The organism is Amycolatopsis nalaikhensis (genome assembly GCF_030264295.1).
GTDB classification, from domain to species: Bacteria; Actinomycetota; Actinomycetes; order Mycobacteriales; family Pseudonocardiaceae; genus Amycolatopsis; species Amycolatopsis nalaikhensis.
Genome location: NZ_CP127173.1, coordinates 10,021,854 through 10,036,862 on the forward strand (window position 1 = coordinate 10,021,854; position 15,009 = coordinate 10,036,862).

Here is a 15,009-nt window from a genome sequence, read left to right on the forward strand (position 1 = left end):
AACCTGGCCTACACTCCGCAGGATGAGCGCTTGGGTGATCCGCGGACTCGGGATGGCGGTGCTGCACGGCGTGGCGCTGACGTTGCTCGCCAAATACGCGGTCTACCACCCGACGGACCAGACCCTGGTGGTGTCGCTGGCCCTGGCGGTCCTGGTCGGCGCGGCGGCACTGTGGAGCGCGCTGGACGCGTGGCGCGGACTGGCCGACCGCGGCCGGGTGTGGTTCATCTCGGCGATCGTCGCCGGGCCGGTGGCGGGGATCCTGTACGTGATCGGCCGGGCCGTGTTCGTGGACCAGACCGGGGTGTCCGAGCTGGGCGGGGCCCTCACCGGTGGGGCGGCGTTTTCCGCGCTGCTGGTGTTGATCCCGGCCGGGCTGGGGTTGTTCGTCGGCGGGCGGATCGGGCGGTCTCAGCCGCCGGGTGAGGAACCGCGCGGGTAGCGGTCTCAGCCGCTGAGCGCGGGGCCCTTCGGGGCCGCGTCCCACTGGGCGTCGGTCACCGGGCGGCTCGCCGACCCGTTCAGCGTCAGCACCCCCGCGTCCGGGACGCGCCACAGGCGGTGGTCGTCGAGCACCAGCGCGTACCCCCGGCCCGGGGCCGCCAGCGCCTCCGCCGATGACCGCAACCTCGCCGCCACCGGCAACGCCGCCACCGCCGACGGGGCCTTCTCCAGCAGCTCCCCCGCCAGGGCCACCGCCACCGCGCGGCGGTCGACCCGGACCTGCTTGCCCTCGCGGACCAGGTCCATCGTGCGCTCCGGCGAGGGCATCGTGACCCCGTCGAACGCCTTCGCCACCCGGGACGGCGTCGCGCACGCCTGGCTGCCCAGCAGGTCCAGCCCGAAGTGCCGCAGCGCGGTCGGGGCCGCCGCGCCGCCGATCGCCGTCGCGCGGACCACGTCGAACGGCACCCGGTCGCACGGGTCCGCCGACGACAGCGGCGCGTGCCCGTCCGGGCGGCGCACCAGCCCCGGCCCCTCCTTCCACGGCCCGGCGATCACCACCGGCTGGTACGGGTGCTCCGCGAAGTCCGCCGTCCAGAACGTCAGCGTCGTCCCGGCGTCGGTCTCGTGCGCGATGACGAACGCGTCCAGCGCGCCCACCCACATCAGGTCCGCGCTGAACCCCTCCACCACCGAGCGCGTCCGCGCCGTCGCGGTCGACGCCACCGGCACGAACCCGCCGACGTCGAGCGCCTGCACCCCGGAGCCGAACGCCGGGTCCGGGGACCGCAGCACGAACTGCCCCGCGCCGTTCCACTCCGCGGCGCGGCCGGTCGTGTCGGTGAACATCAGGTAGAACCAGCCGTCGAGGTACACCGCCGACGGCTGGCCCGCGCCGTAGACGTTGTCGCGGTGCACGTCGTGCGACGGGCCGAGGATCGGGCGCCCACCGGCCGCGCGCGTCCAGTGGACGCCGTCCGTGCTGGTCGCGAGCCCGATGGCGTTGCCGAGCGCGTGGTCGCCGGCCGCGCCGGTGTAGTACAGGTAGTACGTCGAGCCGACCCGCAGCACCGACGGGTCGCACGTGTGCATGCCGTCGAAGTTGCCGGGCGCGCCGGAGAACACGGCCGCCGGGATGCCGCCGCCCGGCGCGGTGAACGGCCCGTCGATCGACTGCGCCTGGGCGTACAGGATGTCGTCGCCCGCCGGGCCGGCGCCGCCGTACTGGCTGCACCACCACATCCGCGTCTGCCCCCGGTCGAGCATCACGGACGGCCCGTAGTTGTAGACGGCGTCCGCCCCACCGGCGGCGATCACGCCACCACTCTGGCGGGGGTCACCCGAAGGGAGTTTGACGTCGACCGGACGCGGCGGCGCGGCAGTCTTCCCGCCCGCGATGGCGGGCTGCTCCCCCGCCGCTTGCGGCTGGGCGTAACCCTCGGTGCACCCCGCGAGCAGTACGGCCGCCAGGACACTGACGAGGAAGGCACGAGCGGGTCGCCGACCCCCACGACGAACAGGGTGCACGGCATCGAAGTGTAGCGAGACCTAACCTGTCCGGGTGATGACGCTCCCGGTCGGCGGTCCCTCGATCGCGACCAGCTCGACCTCGAACCCCGCGTCGTTCTCCAGGTAAGCCGCGTAGTGGGCGTCTCCGCCCGCATACGGGTACCGGTCGGCGAACATCGGCCGCCAGCCGTGCTCGGTCGCGCGCGTCGCCAGCTCGTCGACGCGGGCGCGGGTGTCCACGTGCAGAGCCAGGTGGTTCAGCCCCGGCCGGGTGCGCTCGTGCTCCGCCGCGCTCAGCGCGGGGGAAGCCTCGACCACGAGGTACGTCCCGCCGAGCCGCCAGCTGACTCCGGCGGGCCACCGCTGGAACGCCCGCCAGCCGAGCTCGCCGAGCAGCCAGCCCCAGCTGCGTTCGGCCGCGGCGAGGTCCGGCACCCACAGCTCGATGTGGTGCGCCCGCCCGTGGACGGCGGGCAGCGCGACGAGCACGCGGTGCAGGTCGCCGTAGTGCACGCCGCCGCCGACGTCGAGGAAACCCAGCCGCCCGGCCACTTTCCGGCTCGCGGCGTTGTTTTCGTGCACCAGCGCCCAGACCGCCGGGAGCCCGAGCGCGTCGAGCCCGTGGTCCAGCACGGCGCGGGCGGCCTCGGACGCGAGGCCCTGCCCGGCGTGCGCGCTCGCGACGTAGTAGCCCAGCTCGGCCACCCCGCCCGGCAGCTCCGACGACGGCCGCAGGTGCGCGACGCCGATCACCTCGCCGTCGCGCTCGATCACCCAGTGCCCCTGCCCGGCCGGCCCGCGGTAGGCCAGCCGCCGGTCCACCATCGCATTCGCCGCGGCCGGGTCCGAGAAGTCGGCCGCGAAGAACCGGCTCATCTCCGGATCGGAGAAGACCTTCACGACGGCGTCGCGGTCGGCCTCGACGAGCTGCCGCAGCCGCAGCCGCGGGGTGGTGAGCTGCGGCAGGCTCATCCCGGGTGGGCGGCGAGCCAGCGCAGTGCCAGGGGGTAGCCGTCGACGCCGAGGCCCGCGATCACCGCGGTCGCGATGTCCGAGAGCACGCTGTGGTGCCGGAACGCTTCCCGCTTGTGCACGTTCGAGATGTGCAGCTCGATCAGCGGCGCGGGCAGCTGCGCCGCGGCGTCGCGCACCGCGATCGAGTAGTGCGTCCACGCACCGGCGTTGAGCACCACCGGGTTGCCGCCGTCGGCGGCTTCGTGCAGCCAGCCGACCAGCTCACCTTCGTGGTCGGTTTGCCGGACCTCGACCTCGATCCCGAGCTCTTCGCCGGTCTTCACGCACAGCGCGGCGAGGTCGTCGTGGGTGGTCGAGCCGTAGACCGACGGCTCGCGCTTGCCCAGGCGCCCGAGGTTGGGGCCGTTGAACACGAACGCCTTCACAGCAGCACGCTCCCGCCGCTCTTGGTGTCCTCGGCCGCGATCGCCGAGTACGCGGCGGCGAGCAACGACGGGTCCGGGCCCTCGAGCCGCCCCGGCTTCGCGAGCCCGTCGAGGACGACGAACCGCAGCACGCCCGAGCGGGTTTTCTTGTCGCCCTTCATGGTTTCGAGCAGCTGCGGCAACGCGTCGGCGTCGTACGTCGTCGGCAGGCCGAGCAGCTTCAGCACGGCGGCGTGCCGTTCGGCGGTGGCGTCGTCGAGCCGACCGGCCAGCCGCGCCAGCTCGGCCGCGAACACGAGTCCGACGCTCACCGCGGCGCCGTGGCGCCACCGGTACCGCTCGCGCCGCTCGATGGCGTGCCCGAGCGTGTGGCCGTAGTTGAGGATCTCCCGCAGGTCGGACTCGCGCAGGTCCGCGGCGACGACGTCGGCCTTGACCTGGATCGACCGCCGGACCAGCTCGCCCAGCACCTCGCCGGTCGCGTCGAGCGCCGCGGCCGGGTCGGCCTCGATCAGCTCGAGGATGCGCGGGTCGGCGATGAAGCCGGTCTTCACGACTTCGGCCATCCCGGCGACGAGTTCGTTGGGCGGCAGGGTTTCCAGCGTCGCGAGGTCGACGAAGACCGCGCTCGGCTCGTGGAAAACGCCGACGAGGTTTTTGCCCGCCTCGGTGTTGATGCCGGTCTTGCCGCCGACCGCGGCGTCGACCATGCCGAGCAGCGTGGTCGGCACGTTGGCCAGCCGGACCCCGCGCATCCAGGTGCCCGCGACGAACCCGGCGAGGTCGGTGACGGCGCCGCCGCCGAGCCCGACGACGACGCCGCGCCGGTCCAGCCCGATCCGGCCGAGCACCTCCCAGCAGAAGCTCGCGACGGTGAGTGCCTTGCCGTCTTCGGCGTCGGGGATTTCGACGCGGTGCGCGTCGAGGCCCGCCGCGTTCAGCTCGTCGCGGATGGCCTCGGCGGTGGTGGTGAGCGTCGGCGGGTGGATCAGCGCGATCTTCGAGGCGTCGGCCAGGTGCTCGGTGAGGTCGCCGAGCAGGCCGCGCCCGACCACGACGTCGTAGGGGTGGGCGGTGGCGACCGGGATGCGCACCGGGTCGGACATCGGGGGGATCACTCCTTGGCTTCGGCGGGGGCGAGCCGCGCGGCGAGGTCCGCGACGATCTCGGCCGGGGTGCGGTCGTCGGTGACGACCTCGACGGTGGCGACCTCGCGGTAGACGGGCACCCGCTCGTCGAGCAGTTTCTTGAACGTGGCGCGGGGGTTCACCCCGGCCAGCAGCGGTCGCGCACTCGACAGACCGGTGCGCTGCACGCCGGCGGCGAGGCCGACGTTGAGGAACACGACGGTGTGCTCGGCCAGCCGCGCGCGGGTGCCCGGGGTGAGCGGCGCGCCGCCGCCGAGGGAGAGCACGCCGTCGTGCTCCGCCAGCGCCGTCGCGACCGCTTCTTCTTCCAGGGCGCGGAAAGCGGGTTCGCCGTCTTCCGCGAAGATGTCGGAGATGCTGCGCCCGGCGCGCGCGACGATGTCGTCGTCACTGTCGCGGAACGCGACGCCGAGCGCCTTGGCGAGCAGCGGGCCGACGGTGCTCTTGCCCGAGCCGGGCGGCCCGACGACCACCGCGCGAGGGCTCACCACCGCTCCTCGAGGGCCTTGAGGTACGCCTCGGCGTTGCGCTTGCTCTCGGCGAGCGAGTCGCCGCCGAACTTCTCCAGCGCGGCGTCGGCGAGGACGAGCGCCACCACCGACTCCAGCACGACCCCGGCGCGCGGCACCGCGCAGACGTCCGACCGCTGATGGATGGCGACGGCGGGCTCGCCCGTCTTGACGTCCACAGTGGACAGTGCTTTGGGGACGGTCGAGATCGGCTTCATCGCGACGCGCACCCGCAGCGGCTCGCCGTTGGTGATGCCGCCTTCGAGGCCGCCCGCGCGGTTGGACCGGCGGGTGACGCCGACCGGGCCGGTGCCGCGGTCGATCTCGTCGTGCGCCTGGCTGCCCCAGCGACGGGCGGTGGTGAAGCCGTCACCGACCTCGACGCCCTTCATCGCCTGGACGCCCATCAGCGCGCCGGCCAGCCGCGCGTCGAGCCGCCGGTCCCAGTGGACGTGGGAGCCGAGGCCCGGCGGGAGGCCGTAGGCGAGCACCTCGATGACGCCGCCGACGGTGTCGCCCGCCTTCCGCACGGCGTCGACCTCGGCGACCATCGCGTCGGTGCCCTCCTGGCTGAAGGCGCGCACCGGGCTCTCGTCGATGGCCGCGAGGTCCTCGGCCTTCGGCAGCGGACCCTCAGGGGCGTCCGCGCCGCCGATCGAGACGACGTGGCTGAGGATCTCGACGCCGAGCAGCTGCTTGAGGAAGTTGCGCGCGACGGTGCCGAGCGCGGTCCGCGACGCCGTCTCGCGGGCGCTGGCGCGCTCGAGGACGGGGCGGGCCTCGTCGAAGCCGTACTTCTGCATGCCGGGCAGGTCCGCGTGGCCCGGGCGGGGCCGGGTGAGCGGCTCGTTGCGCGCGAGGCCTTCGAGGACCTGCGGGTCGACCGGGTCGGCCGCCATGACCTGCTCCCACTTGGGCCACTCGGCGTTCTCGATCTGGATCGCGACCGGGCCGCCCTGGGTGAGGCCGTGGCGGACGCCGCCGAGGAACTCGATGTGGTCGGTCTCGAAGCCCATCCGCGGGCTGCGCCCGAAGCCGAGGCGGCGCCGGGCGAGCTGCTCGGTGACGTCGGCGGTGGTGACGCCGACGCCGGCGGGCATGCCTTCGAGCACGGCGGCCAGCGCGGGTCCGTGCGATTCACCTGCGGTGATCCAGCGCAACATGGCGTCAATCCTGTCACGGGCGCGGTGCGGGGCGGGACGTGCCTCCGGTCACGGCGCACCGGGGAAGACGGCGCACAGCCAGGTGGCGGTGAGCAGGGCGGGTCCGTGGGGCACGCGGTGGGTTCCGGTGGCGATCGCGGTGGCGAGGCTGAGGAGGGCGGCCAGCACCGCGGCGACGGCGAGCGCGGGCCAGCCGACCGCCCCCAGCACGGCACCGAGGCTGCCGGACAGCTTGACGTCACCGGCGCCGATGCTCCCCGGTTTCGCCCGGTGGACCAGGGCGTGGGCGCCGCCGAAGAGCAGGGCTCCGGCGGTGGCGCGGATCGCCAGGGCTGGGCCGCCACCGCCGAGTGCGGCTGCGCCGATCGCGGCGCCGAGGAGAGGGTAGGCGGAGAGGGTGAGGACATCCGGCAGCCGGAGGTGTCTCAGGTCGGCGAGGGCGAGCGGGACGGCCAGGACGGTGAGCAGGACGGGTATCGGCAGCCACCAGGTGGGTCTGCCGCCGGTTTGGCCGAGGAGGGTGACGGTCGTTACGCCGAGGGCCGTCAGGATCGCCGCCGGGATCGCGGGGATCGGTGCCTCGGCGCGTTTCAGGAGCGTCGTGGTGAGGGGTGCGGCGGCTGCCGTCGTGGTCGTGGTGAGGAGGATCGGGGAGGTCATGTCCCCAGCGTGCTGGGCGGGGTTGAGCTGGGCAAATGTCGGTTGCCGCGAACGGAAGGTTCGCGACGTTTTCGGCCCGTTTTCACTCCTGTGAGCGACGATTTCGGGCGGGTTTGGGTCGGGTGTTCGCGGCCTCGGACAGGTGACGAACGGCCGTGCGGGGCGGCTCGCGCGGCCGGGTACCCGGGCGAGCTGAAGGGGACGTTCCTCTCATCTGATGCGGTGAAGGGTCCTTTCCTCGCATCTGATGCGAGGAAAGGACCCTTCAGCCCACCTCGGCGGGGTGCCGAAGCAGGCGGGCTCGTCCGGGACCCCCTGCGCCCCGGACGAGCCACCCACCCCCGGTCACAAGGTCAACCGCAGCAACGGGCGCCCGCTCCCCCCGCGCACCTCCAGCGCCGCCAGGTCCGACCGCTGCAGCGCCGTGCCGATCACGATGCGGGCCGTGTTGTCCGGGACCGCCTTCCACGTCGCCAGCTGCGTCTCCTCCCCCGACCTCGAGATCGCCACCAGCACGTACTCCCCGCCACTGCGGCCGCCCGTGTAGCTGCACGACATGTCGACCTGCGTGCCCCACGCGAACGTGTCCAGGCGGGCGTCCGCGCGGACCGGGAACTCGCCCAGCGCCGTCATCGCCACCGATGGCGGCGGCTGGGGCGCGGGCCACGCCGCCACCACGCCCAGCGCCACGCACGCCGACACCGCCAGTGCCGCCGACGCCGACGTCACCGCCACCCGGATCCGACGTCCTCGGCGGACTCGCCGAAGCATCGCCGGGAGCAGCGATGGCGGGGGCGGACCCGCGTCGAACGCCACCGAAGGCGCGTCGACCCTGGCCAGCAACCCCGGCAGGCCCGCCAGCTCGCGGACCGAAGCCGCGCAGCGGTCGCACGTCGCCAAGTGCGCTTCGAACCGCTGGCGGTCCTCGGGGGACAGCGCTCCCAGCACGTACGCCGCGTCGAATGTCGCGAACGGGTCTTCGCTCACTGGGTCACCCCCCTCTCCTCCAGCACCAGCCGCAACGCGCGCAACGCGTAGTGCGTGCGCGACTTCACCGTTCCCTCGGCCACTCCCAGCCGCAGCGCCGCGTCGGCGACCGAATAGCCCTGGAAGTAGCACAGCACCAGCACTTCGCGGTGGCGCTCGGACAGCTCGGCGAGCGCCTCGGCCACCAGCCAGCCCTGCACCGCGCGGTCCGTGCCGTCGGCGACCGCGCGTTCCGGGGGCCGGTCCGTCACCACCTCGGAGCGGGCCGACGCCGACCGCCAGCCGTCGATCGCGATGCGGCGCGCGACCGTGAACAGCCACGCCCGCGCCGAGCCCTGCGACTGGTCCAGCACCGCCGTCGACCGCCAGGCCCGCAGCAGCGTCTCCTGGACGACGTCCTCGGCGCGGATCCGGTCGCCGGAGGTCAGGTGGAGCGCGTACGACCACAGCGCGGCCGAATGCTCCTCGTGCAGCGCGCGCATCAGCGCGTCTTCGGCGACTTCCTTCACCGGCGCGGACCTAGACCGCGGCGCGGCGCCGGTCCTTCACGAACATCAGCGCCAGCCCGCCCACGATGCACACCGACTCGGTGATCACACCCCAGTACTCCGGCTGGCTGTTGAACTGGTCGTGGTTCCCGGCGAACCCGACCGTCGCGGCCAGTACGTACGCGCCCAGCGTCAGCACCCCGAACCCGACCGCGCCCAGCGCCGGCAGCCAGTGCCGCCAGGCCAGCACCGCGATCGCGATGACCAGCCCGCCGATCGCGTCGAGGAGGAACAGCGGGCCGACGATGCCCGGGTAGTCCTCCGTCCACAGGAAGTAGTGCACGCCCGCCGAGCCGAGCAGCGCGGCCGCCACGACGATGCGCAGAACCCATCCCACCATGATCGTTCCTCCACTCCACACCCACTCGGGTCTATACACGGAACGGAGGCCGATCCGGTTCACCGGCGATTGAACCGAACCGGTGTCGATCTCGTTCAGTAGGGCATGACTGCCGAACTGCACTCCCGCCGCACCGTCCTGACCACGGGTGCCGCCGTCGCCGGTGCCGCCGTCGGCGCCGTCGCGCTCTCCGCCTGCTCGTCCGACGACGGGAAGCCGGGCACCGCGCAGGCGCCGATCGCCGCCGGGACGCCGCTGGTCGCGCTGGCCGACGTCCCGGTCGGGCAGGCGAAGGCCGCCAAGGCGCCGGACGGCTCCGACGTGATCGTGGCCCGGACGTCCGAGTCGGCCTGCGCCGCGTTCAGCGCGATCTGCACGCACCAGGGCTGCACGGTCGCGCCGAAGGGCGCCGACCTGGTCTGCCCGTGCCACGGCTCGGTGTTCAACGCGCTCACCGGCGAGGTCAAGCAGGGCCCGGCGAACAAGCCGCTGCCGAGCGTGCCGGTCAAGGTCGAGAACGGGAAGGTCGTCGCCGGCTGACGAGCCGGGCGGCGCGAAGGGCCCTTGCGGACGTCCGTCCACAAGGGCCCTTCGTGTGACAGAAAGACCTCAGGCGTCCCAGCCGAACAGCCGGGCGCCCGCCTCGACGTCGCGCTCGGTGTCCAAACCGGACAGAACGTCCGCCGACGCGTCCAGCGCGACCACCGGGACGATCGCCGAGTAGCCCGCCGCGGTGACCGCTTCCGGGTCCCAGCTGACGATCGGCTGGCCGGCGCGCACCTGCTCGCCCTTGACGACGTGCAGCGTGAAGCCCTCGCCCTTCTCCTTGACCGTGTCGATGCCCAGGTGCACCAGCACGGCCTTGCCGTCCTCGGTCGCGACGACGTAGGCGTGCGGGTGCAGCGTCGCGACCGTGCCGTCGACCGGCGCGACCGCGTCCGACCGCCCGCCCGAGGGCTGCACCGCGATGCCCGGACCCACCATGGCCTGCGCGAACACCGGGTCCGGGACCTCGGTGATCGGCACCACGCGCCCGGCGACCGGGCTGAGGATCTCCAGGCTCACAGGAGGTCCTCGATGTCGCTGGCGATGGTGTCCGCCTCCGGCCCGACGATCACCTGCAGCGCCGTCGACCCCATCTTCACGACGCCCATCGCGCCGGCCTTCTTCAGGGCCGCCTCGTCGACGAGGCTCATGTCCTCGACCTCGCAGCGCAGCCGCGTGATGCAGCCCTCGACCTCGGTGAGATTGTCCGCGCCGCCGAGTGCCGCGAGGATCTTTTCGGGCCTGTCATCCGCCATCGCGGTCTCCTTGATCACTGTTTGTTCCCAACCTGACGCGAACCGCGTGTCCACCTGTACTACGCCGATCGTCGGCATGCACCCCGCCGCGGGCCACGAACGGATAACGGTGGTTGACACCCGTCCGCACGGCGGAGCATCCTGCCCCATCAGATCATTGGTCTAGACCGGAACGTACCAATGTTCCGGGCCGGACGCGAGCACCGGTCCCCGGTGCCGCGAGAACGAGGAGGGTGACGCCGATGAGCGCGGCCGCGCACGTCCCGCCACCCGACCGGGTCGTCAACGGGCCCACGCCCAAGCACGCCCAGCTGCGGGAAATCCTCCGCCGCACGGTGGAGCGCGAGCTCCGCCGGGTGCGCCGATCCCGTCGGAACGCGAGCTCGCACAACGCTACGGCGTGTCGCGGCTCACGGTCAGATCGGCGATCGGCAAGCTGGTCGAGGAGGGCCTGCTGGCCCGGGTCCGCGGCAAGGGCACGTTCACCGCCGCCCGGCGGATGGAGCTGCAGCTCTACCTGATGTCGTTCACCGACGACATGCGGAGGCGGGGGCTGACCCCGACGACCGAGGTGGTCTCCGCGGCCACCGAGGTGCCGCCCACCGCCTCGGCGCACGCCCTCGGCCTGGCCGAGGGCGCACCCGCGCACCACCTGGTGCGGCTGCGCCACGCCGACGGCGTGCCACTGGCCGTCGAGCGCGGGTGGTACCACGCGGGCCGGGCTCCCGGCCTGCTCGAGCTTCGACCTGACCCAGTCCATCTACTCGCAGCTGGCCGAGACGTACGGTGTGCGTCCCGACCAGGCGTGGCAGACGGTCTGGGCCGAAGGAGCGGACCGCGAGACGGCCCGGCTGCTCGGCATGCGCGCCGGCAGCCCCCTGCTCGTGTTCCGTCGGGTCTCCAGCGCGGGCGGCGACCCCATCGAAGACATCACGTCCTGGTACCGGGGAGATCACTACCAGGTGACCATGCAGTTGGACCGGAACACCCCGGAACCCGGTCAACCACCCCACTATGGAGGTTCCTGATGAGCTCCACCACCGCGGAGGGGGCGAAGAAGAGCGGCGGCGGTCTCGCCGGTCTTCAGCGCTTCGGCCGTAGCCTCATGCTCCCGATCGCCACCCTCCCGGCGGCCGGCCTGCTCAACCGGTTCGGCCAGGACGACCTGCTCGGCAAGGACGGGCTGGGCTGGGACAAGGTCGCTGCCGTCATCGGTTCGGCGGGCAACGCGCTCTTCGACTGGCTGCCGCTGCTGTTCGCGATCGGCATCGCCGTCGGGTTCGCCCGCAAGGGCGACGGCTCGACCGCGGTGGCCGCGGCCGTCGGCTGGGTCGTCTTCAACCGGGTGATCCAGGCCATCGCGCCGATCAGCAGCCAGGCGGGCTACAAGCCCAGCTGGGACGGCTCTCCGCTGCACTGGCCCTACAGCGTGCTGACCGGCATCGTGTCCGGCATCGTCGCGGCGCTGCTGTGGCAGCGGTACCACCGGATCAAGCTGCCCGCGTGGCTGGCCTTCTTCGGCGGACGGCGGTTCGTCCCGATCATCACCGCCTTCGCCATGATCATCCTCGGCGTTCTGTTCGGCCTCGTCTTCAAGTACGTCGACGCGGGCATCCAGAACCTCGGCGAGGCGATCGTCGGCGCGCCGGTCGTCGGTGGCGGCATCTACGGTTTCTTCAACCGCCTGCTCATCCCCGTCGGTCTGCACCAGCTGCTGAACGTCCCGGTGTGGTTCATCTTCAACGGCGGCGACCTGACCAACTTCTTCAACCACGTGCAGGGCTCGGGCACGTTCATGACCGGGTTCTTCCCGATCTTCATGTTCGCCCTCCCCGCGGCGGCGCTGGCGATCTGGCAGACCGCGCGCCCGGCGCAGAAGAAGATCGTCGGCGGTGTGATGATCGCGGCCGCGCTGACCTCGTTCATCACCGGTGTCACCGAGCCGATCGAGTTCTCGTTCATGTTCGTGGCGTGGCCGTTGTACATCTTCCACGCGATCATGACCGGCGTTTCGCTGGCGGTGGTGAACGCGCTCGACATCCACCTGGGCTTCTCGTTCTCCGGCGGCGCGATCGACTTCCTGCTCAACTCCAGCCTGGACACCGCCCACAAGGCGTGGCTGCTCATCCCGATCGGCCTCGTCTTCGGGGTGATCTACTACTTCGTGTTCCGGATCGTCATCACGAAGTGGAACCTGCGCACCCCAGGCCGCGAGGACGACTCGATCGAGGCGGACCTCGACCGCACGGCCGCGAAGTAACATCCGTACCGACGTAACACCCCGTGGAGAGGACGAACATGCCGGAGAAACGCGTCGCCGTGGCCAGCAAGGTGGGCTTGCACGCCCGGCCGGCCGCGCTGGTGGCGAAGGCGGCCGCGGCGCAGCCCGTCGCGGTGCAGATCGCCAAGGCCGGCGGTGACCCGGTGGCCGCCGGCAGCGTGCTCAACCTGATGACGCTCGCCGCCGGCTACGGCGACGAGGTCATCATCAGCGCCGAGGGCGAGGGTGCCGAGGAGGCCGTGGAAGCGGTCGCCCAGCTCGTCGCCACCGACCTCGACGCCTGACGCCGTACCCTCGCGCGAGGCCCCCGCACCGGTCCCCGACACCGGTGCGGGGGCTTTCGTTTCGTAGGGTGGGCGCATGGAGAGCGTGCGCCTGATCGACGAGTGGCCGGTGGACAACGCCGCGACGGCCGTGGTGACCGCCGACGGCAGCGTCCGGGGCAGCCACGGCGACACCGCGCGGAAGTTCCGGCTGGCCTCGGTCAGCAAGCCGCTCACGGCCTACGCCGCGCTCATCGCCGTCGAAGAGGGCGTCGTCGAGCTCGACACCCCGGCCGGGCCCGACGGCTCGACCGTGCGGCACCTGCTCGCGCACACCTCCGGGCTCGCCTTCGACGCGCACAAGGCGATGGCCGCCCCCGGTACGCGGCGGCTCTACTCCAACGCCGGGTTCGAGCAGCTCGCCGACGCGCTGGCCGAGCACTCCGGCATCCCGTTCGCGCAGTACCAGGCCGAGGCGCTGTTCGCGCCGCTCGGGATGACGTCGACCGCGCTGGAAGGCTCGCCCGCGTCCGGTGCGGTGTCCACTGTGGACGACCTGGTGGCGTTCGCCGCCGAGCTGCAGGCCCCGAAGCTGCTGGACCCGGCCACCGTCGCCGAGGCGACGAACGTCGTGTTCCCCGGGCTGTCCGGGGTGCTGCCCGGCTTCGGCCACCAGAAGCCGAACGACTGGGGCCTCGGCTTCGAGATCCGCGACCACAAGAGCCCGCACTGGACCGGCGCGCACAGCTCGCCGCGGACGTTCGGGCACTTCGGGCAGTCGGGCACGTTCCTCTGGGTCGACCCGGACGCGCGCGCGGCCTGCGTCGCCCTGACCGACCGCGCGTTCGGCCCGTGGGCCGCCGAGGTCTGGCCCGCCTACACCGACGCCGTCCTGGCCGAACTGGGCGCGTGAAGCGGGTCCTCCTCCTCGCCGCGCTCCTGCTGCTGACCGCCTGCAGCGCGCCGCAAGCCGCGACCGTCCCCGCGCCCGCGTCGAAACCCGCCGAGGCTCCCCCGGCGATGGGCACCAACGGCGCCGCCGTGCCGACGCTGCGCTGGACGTCGTGCCACGGGCAGTTCCAGTGCGCGGCCGCTTCCGTGCCGCTGAGCTATCGCGCGCCGAAGGGCACCGCGATCACGCTGTCGGTCATCCGGCTGCCCGCGAGTGACCCGGGACGGCGGCTCGGCTCGCTGTTCTTCAACTTCGGTGGCCCGGGAACGGACGGCGTCGGCGAGCTAATGCGCTTTGCTGCCCGCTACCCCGAAGAGCTGCGAGCCCGGTTCGACCTGGTGAGCTTCGACCCGCGCGGGATCGGCGGGTCGGCTCCGGTCAGCTGTCCCGGCGCGGACCATGCCCCGCCCGCCGGGTCGCCGCTGCGGCAGCCGGACGCGTTCTTCGCGGCGAGCGCGGCGACCGGCAAGGCCTGCGCCGCCTCGGGTGCCCTCCTGGACCACCTCTCGACGGCGAACGTGGCGCGCGACCTGGAGCTGCTGCGCCGGGCCGTCGGCGACGCCTCGCTGAACTTCTACGGCTACTCCTACGGCACCTACCTGGGCGGCACGTACGCGAACCTGTTCCCGGACGAGGTCCGCGCGATGGTCCTCGACGGCACGCTCGACCTCGTCGCGAACGCCACCGGGAAGCCGGGCCAGGAGAAAGCACCCGTGGACGTCCGCGCCGACGTCGCGGGCGCCCAGCAGCAGGAGCTGGACCAGTTCTTCGCCGTCTGCGCCGCGGCCGGGCCGAAGTGCGCGTTCTCCGCGGGTGACCCGAAACAGCGGTTCGCCGGGATCTTCGCCCACGCGTCCCGCGGTTCCGGCGTGGCGTCCCTGATGAAGACCGTCGACAGCGCGCTGTACCAGTCCGGCCGGTGGAAGCGGCTCGCCCAGACGCTCGCGGCGATGCCGTCGGACCCGGGAGCGGCCGCACCGGTGCTCGACCCGTACGTGCCCACGCACTCCCCCGGCTTCCTCGCGGTCCAGTGCGTCGACAGCGACAACCCGTCGTCGATCGCGGACTACACCGCGCTCGCCGCCCGCGAACGCACGCAGCAGCCGTACTTCGGGCTGAGCGCGGTGTACTCGATGGCCCAGTGCGTCGGCTGGCCCGGACACGACGAGGACCGCTACACCGGGCCGTGGAACCGGGTGCGGAAGAACCCGGTGCTGGTGCTGAACAACCGGTTCGACCCGGCGACGCCGCTGCACAACGCGGAGGCGACGGCGGCCGAGCTGGGTGACGGGCGGGTGCTCGTCGTGGACGGCTACGGCCACACCTCGCTCGACGTCCCGAGCGCGTGCGCGTCGGCGGCCGTGGTGCGCTACCTGGCGGACCTGGCCGCGCCGGCGGCCGGGACGACGTGCGCACCCGACACGATTCCCTTTCCCTGAGGGAAAATCGCCGACCGGTGGTGAGGACCGACGACCCGGGCGGGACAGGGTCCAAAGACCCTGCC

General features: G+C 72.8%; 18 protein-coding genes and 1 pseudogene. 7 read left to right on the forward strand and 12 right to left on the reverse strand.

Annotated elements, in window-relative coordinates; genetic code table 11:
- Positions 1-22: 22 nt before the first annotated feature.
- On the forward strand, positions 23-442 hold the full coding sequence (locus QP939_RS48660; RefSeq protein WP_285453755.1) for a B-4DMT family transporter: 420 nt from the start codon (positions 23-25) through the stop codon (positions 440-442).
- 5 nt (positions 443-447) lie between these two features.
- Here QP939_RS48660 and QP939_RS48665 read toward each other — a convergent pair whose 3' ends face one another.
- The 10 genes from QP939_RS48665 to QP939_RS48710 all read right to left on the reverse strand — a co-directional run bounded on the left by QP939_RS48665 (position 448) and on the right by QP939_RS48710 (position 8,708).
- On the reverse strand, positions 448-1,761 hold the full coding sequence (locus QP939_RS48665; protein WP_352249550.1) for a glycoside hydrolase family protein: 1,314 nt from the start codon (positions 1,759-1,761) through the stop codon (positions 448-450).
- Positions 1,762-1,992: 231 nt separating this feature from the next.
- Complete coding sequence (locus tag QP939_RS48670) at positions 1,993-2,925, reverse strand: GNAT family N-acetyltransferase (RefSeq protein ID WP_285453756.1); 933 nt, start codon at positions 2,923-2,925, stop codon at positions 1,993-1,995.
- Positions 2,922-3,353 carry a type II 3-dehydroquinate dehydratase gene (gene aroQ / locus QP939_RS48675; RefSeq protein WP_285453757.1) on the reverse strand — a complete coding sequence of 144 codons (432 nt, stop codon included), beginning with the start codon at positions 3,351-3,353 and terminating at the stop codon, positions 2,922-2,924. Before aroQ ends, QP939_RS48670 begins: the two co-directional genes overlap by 4 nt.
- Positions 3,350-4,459 (reverse strand): 3-dehydroquinate synthase, encoded by a 1,110-nt coding sequence (gene aroB, locus QP939_RS48680; RefSeq protein ID WP_285453758.1) that lies wholly within the window; start codon positions 4,457-4,459, stop codon positions 3,350-3,352. The genes aroQ and aroB overlap by 4 nt, the downstream gene beginning before the upstream one ends.
- Before the next feature lie 8 nt (positions 4,460-4,467).
- A complete protein-coding gene (locus QP939_RS48685) occupies positions 4,468-4,989 on the reverse strand; it encodes a shikimate kinase (protein WP_285453759.1) in 522 nt (173 codons plus the stop codon).
- Positions 4,986-6,173 (reverse strand): chorismate synthase, encoded by a 1,188-nt coding sequence (aroC, locus tag QP939_RS48690; protein WP_285453760.1) that lies wholly within the window; start codon positions 6,171-6,173, stop codon positions 4,986-4,988. Before aroC ends, QP939_RS48685 begins: the two co-directional genes overlap by 4 nt.
- Positions 6,174-6,221: 48 nt before the next feature.
- Positions 6,222-6,833 carry a prepilin peptidase gene (locus QP939_RS48695; protein ID WP_285453761.1) on the reverse strand — a complete coding sequence of 204 codons (612 nt, stop codon included), beginning with the start codon at positions 6,831-6,833 and terminating at the stop codon, positions 6,222-6,224.
- A gap of 345 nt (positions 6,834-7,178) precedes the next feature.
- On the reverse strand, positions 7,179-7,820 hold the full coding sequence (locus tag QP939_RS48700; protein WP_285453762.1) for an anti-sigma factor family protein: 642 nt from the start codon (positions 7,818-7,820) through the stop codon (positions 7,179-7,181).
- On the reverse strand, positions 7,817-8,329 hold the full coding sequence (locus tag QP939_RS48705; protein WP_285453763.1) for a sigma-70 family RNA polymerase sigma factor: 513 nt from the start codon (positions 8,327-8,329) through the stop codon (positions 7,817-7,819). The genes QP939_RS48700 and QP939_RS48705 overlap by 4 nt, the downstream gene beginning before the upstream one ends.
- 10 nt (positions 8,330-8,339) lie before the next feature.
- Positions 8,340-8,708 (reverse strand): hypothetical protein, encoded by a 369-nt coding sequence (locus QP939_RS48710; RefSeq protein WP_285453764.1) that lies wholly within the window; start codon positions 8,706-8,708, stop codon positions 8,340-8,342.
- A gap of 105 nt (positions 8,709-8,813) precedes the next feature.
- On the opposite strand from QP939_RS48710, the gene QP939_RS48715 reads away from it, so the two are divergent.
- Positions 8,814-9,248, forward strand: coding sequence for a QcrA and Rieske domain-containing protein (locus tag QP939_RS48715; RefSeq protein WP_285453766.1), 435 nt, complete (start codon positions 8,814-8,816; stop codon positions 9,246-9,248).
- A gap of 69 nt (positions 9,249-9,317) precedes the next feature.
- Here the strand turns inward: QP939_RS48715 and QP939_RS48720 are convergent, their stop codons facing one another.
- Complete coding sequence (locus tag QP939_RS48720) at positions 9,318-9,773, reverse strand: PTS sugar transporter subunit IIA (protein WP_285453768.1); 456 nt, start codon at positions 9,771-9,773, stop codon at positions 9,318-9,320.
- Positions 9,770-10,009 carry a PTS sugar transporter subunit IIB gene (locus QP939_RS48725; protein WP_072482356.1) on the reverse strand — a complete coding sequence of 80 codons (240 nt, stop codon included), beginning with the start codon at positions 10,007-10,009 and terminating at the stop codon, positions 9,770-9,772. The genes QP939_RS48720 and QP939_RS48725 overlap by 4 nt, the downstream gene beginning before the upstream one ends.
- Before the next feature lie 242 nt (positions 10,010-10,251).
- On the opposite strand from QP939_RS48725, the pseudogene QP939_RS48730 reads away from it, so the two are divergent.
- The 5 genes and pseudogenes from QP939_RS48730 to QP939_RS48750 all read left to right on the forward strand — a co-directional run bounded on the left by QP939_RS48730 (position 10,252) and on the right by QP939_RS48750 (position 14,944).
- A pseudogene (locus QP939_RS48730) lies at positions 10,252-11,037 on the forward strand (GntR family transcriptional regulator).
- Positions 11,037-12,269, forward strand: a complete 1,233-nt coding sequence (locus tag QP939_RS48735; protein ID WP_285453770.1) for a PTS transporter subunit EIIC — start codon at positions 11,037-11,039, stop codon at positions 12,267-12,269. The pseudogene QP939_RS48730 and the gene QP939_RS48735 overlap by 1 nt, the downstream one beginning before the upstream one ends.
- A 38-nt stretch (positions 12,270-12,307) precedes the next feature.
- Positions 12,308-12,574 carry an HPr family phosphocarrier protein gene (locus tag QP939_RS48740; protein ID WP_043789650.1) on the forward strand — a complete coding sequence of 89 codons (267 nt, stop codon included), beginning with the start codon at positions 12,308-12,310 and terminating at the stop codon, positions 12,572-12,574.
- A 76-nt stretch (positions 12,575-12,650) separates the two neighbouring features.
- Positions 12,651-13,466 carry a serine hydrolase domain-containing protein gene (locus tag QP939_RS48745; RefSeq protein ID WP_285453773.1) on the forward strand — a complete coding sequence of 272 codons (816 nt, stop codon included), beginning with the start codon at positions 12,651-12,653 and terminating at the stop codon, positions 13,464-13,466.
- Positions 13,463-14,944 carry an alpha/beta hydrolase gene (locus QP939_RS48750; protein WP_285453774.1) on the forward strand — a complete coding sequence of 494 codons (1,482 nt, stop codon included), beginning with the start codon at positions 13,463-13,465 and terminating at the stop codon, positions 14,942-14,944. Before QP939_RS48745 ends, QP939_RS48750 begins: the two co-directional genes overlap by 4 nt.
- Positions 14,945-15,009: the final 65 nt, after the last annotated feature.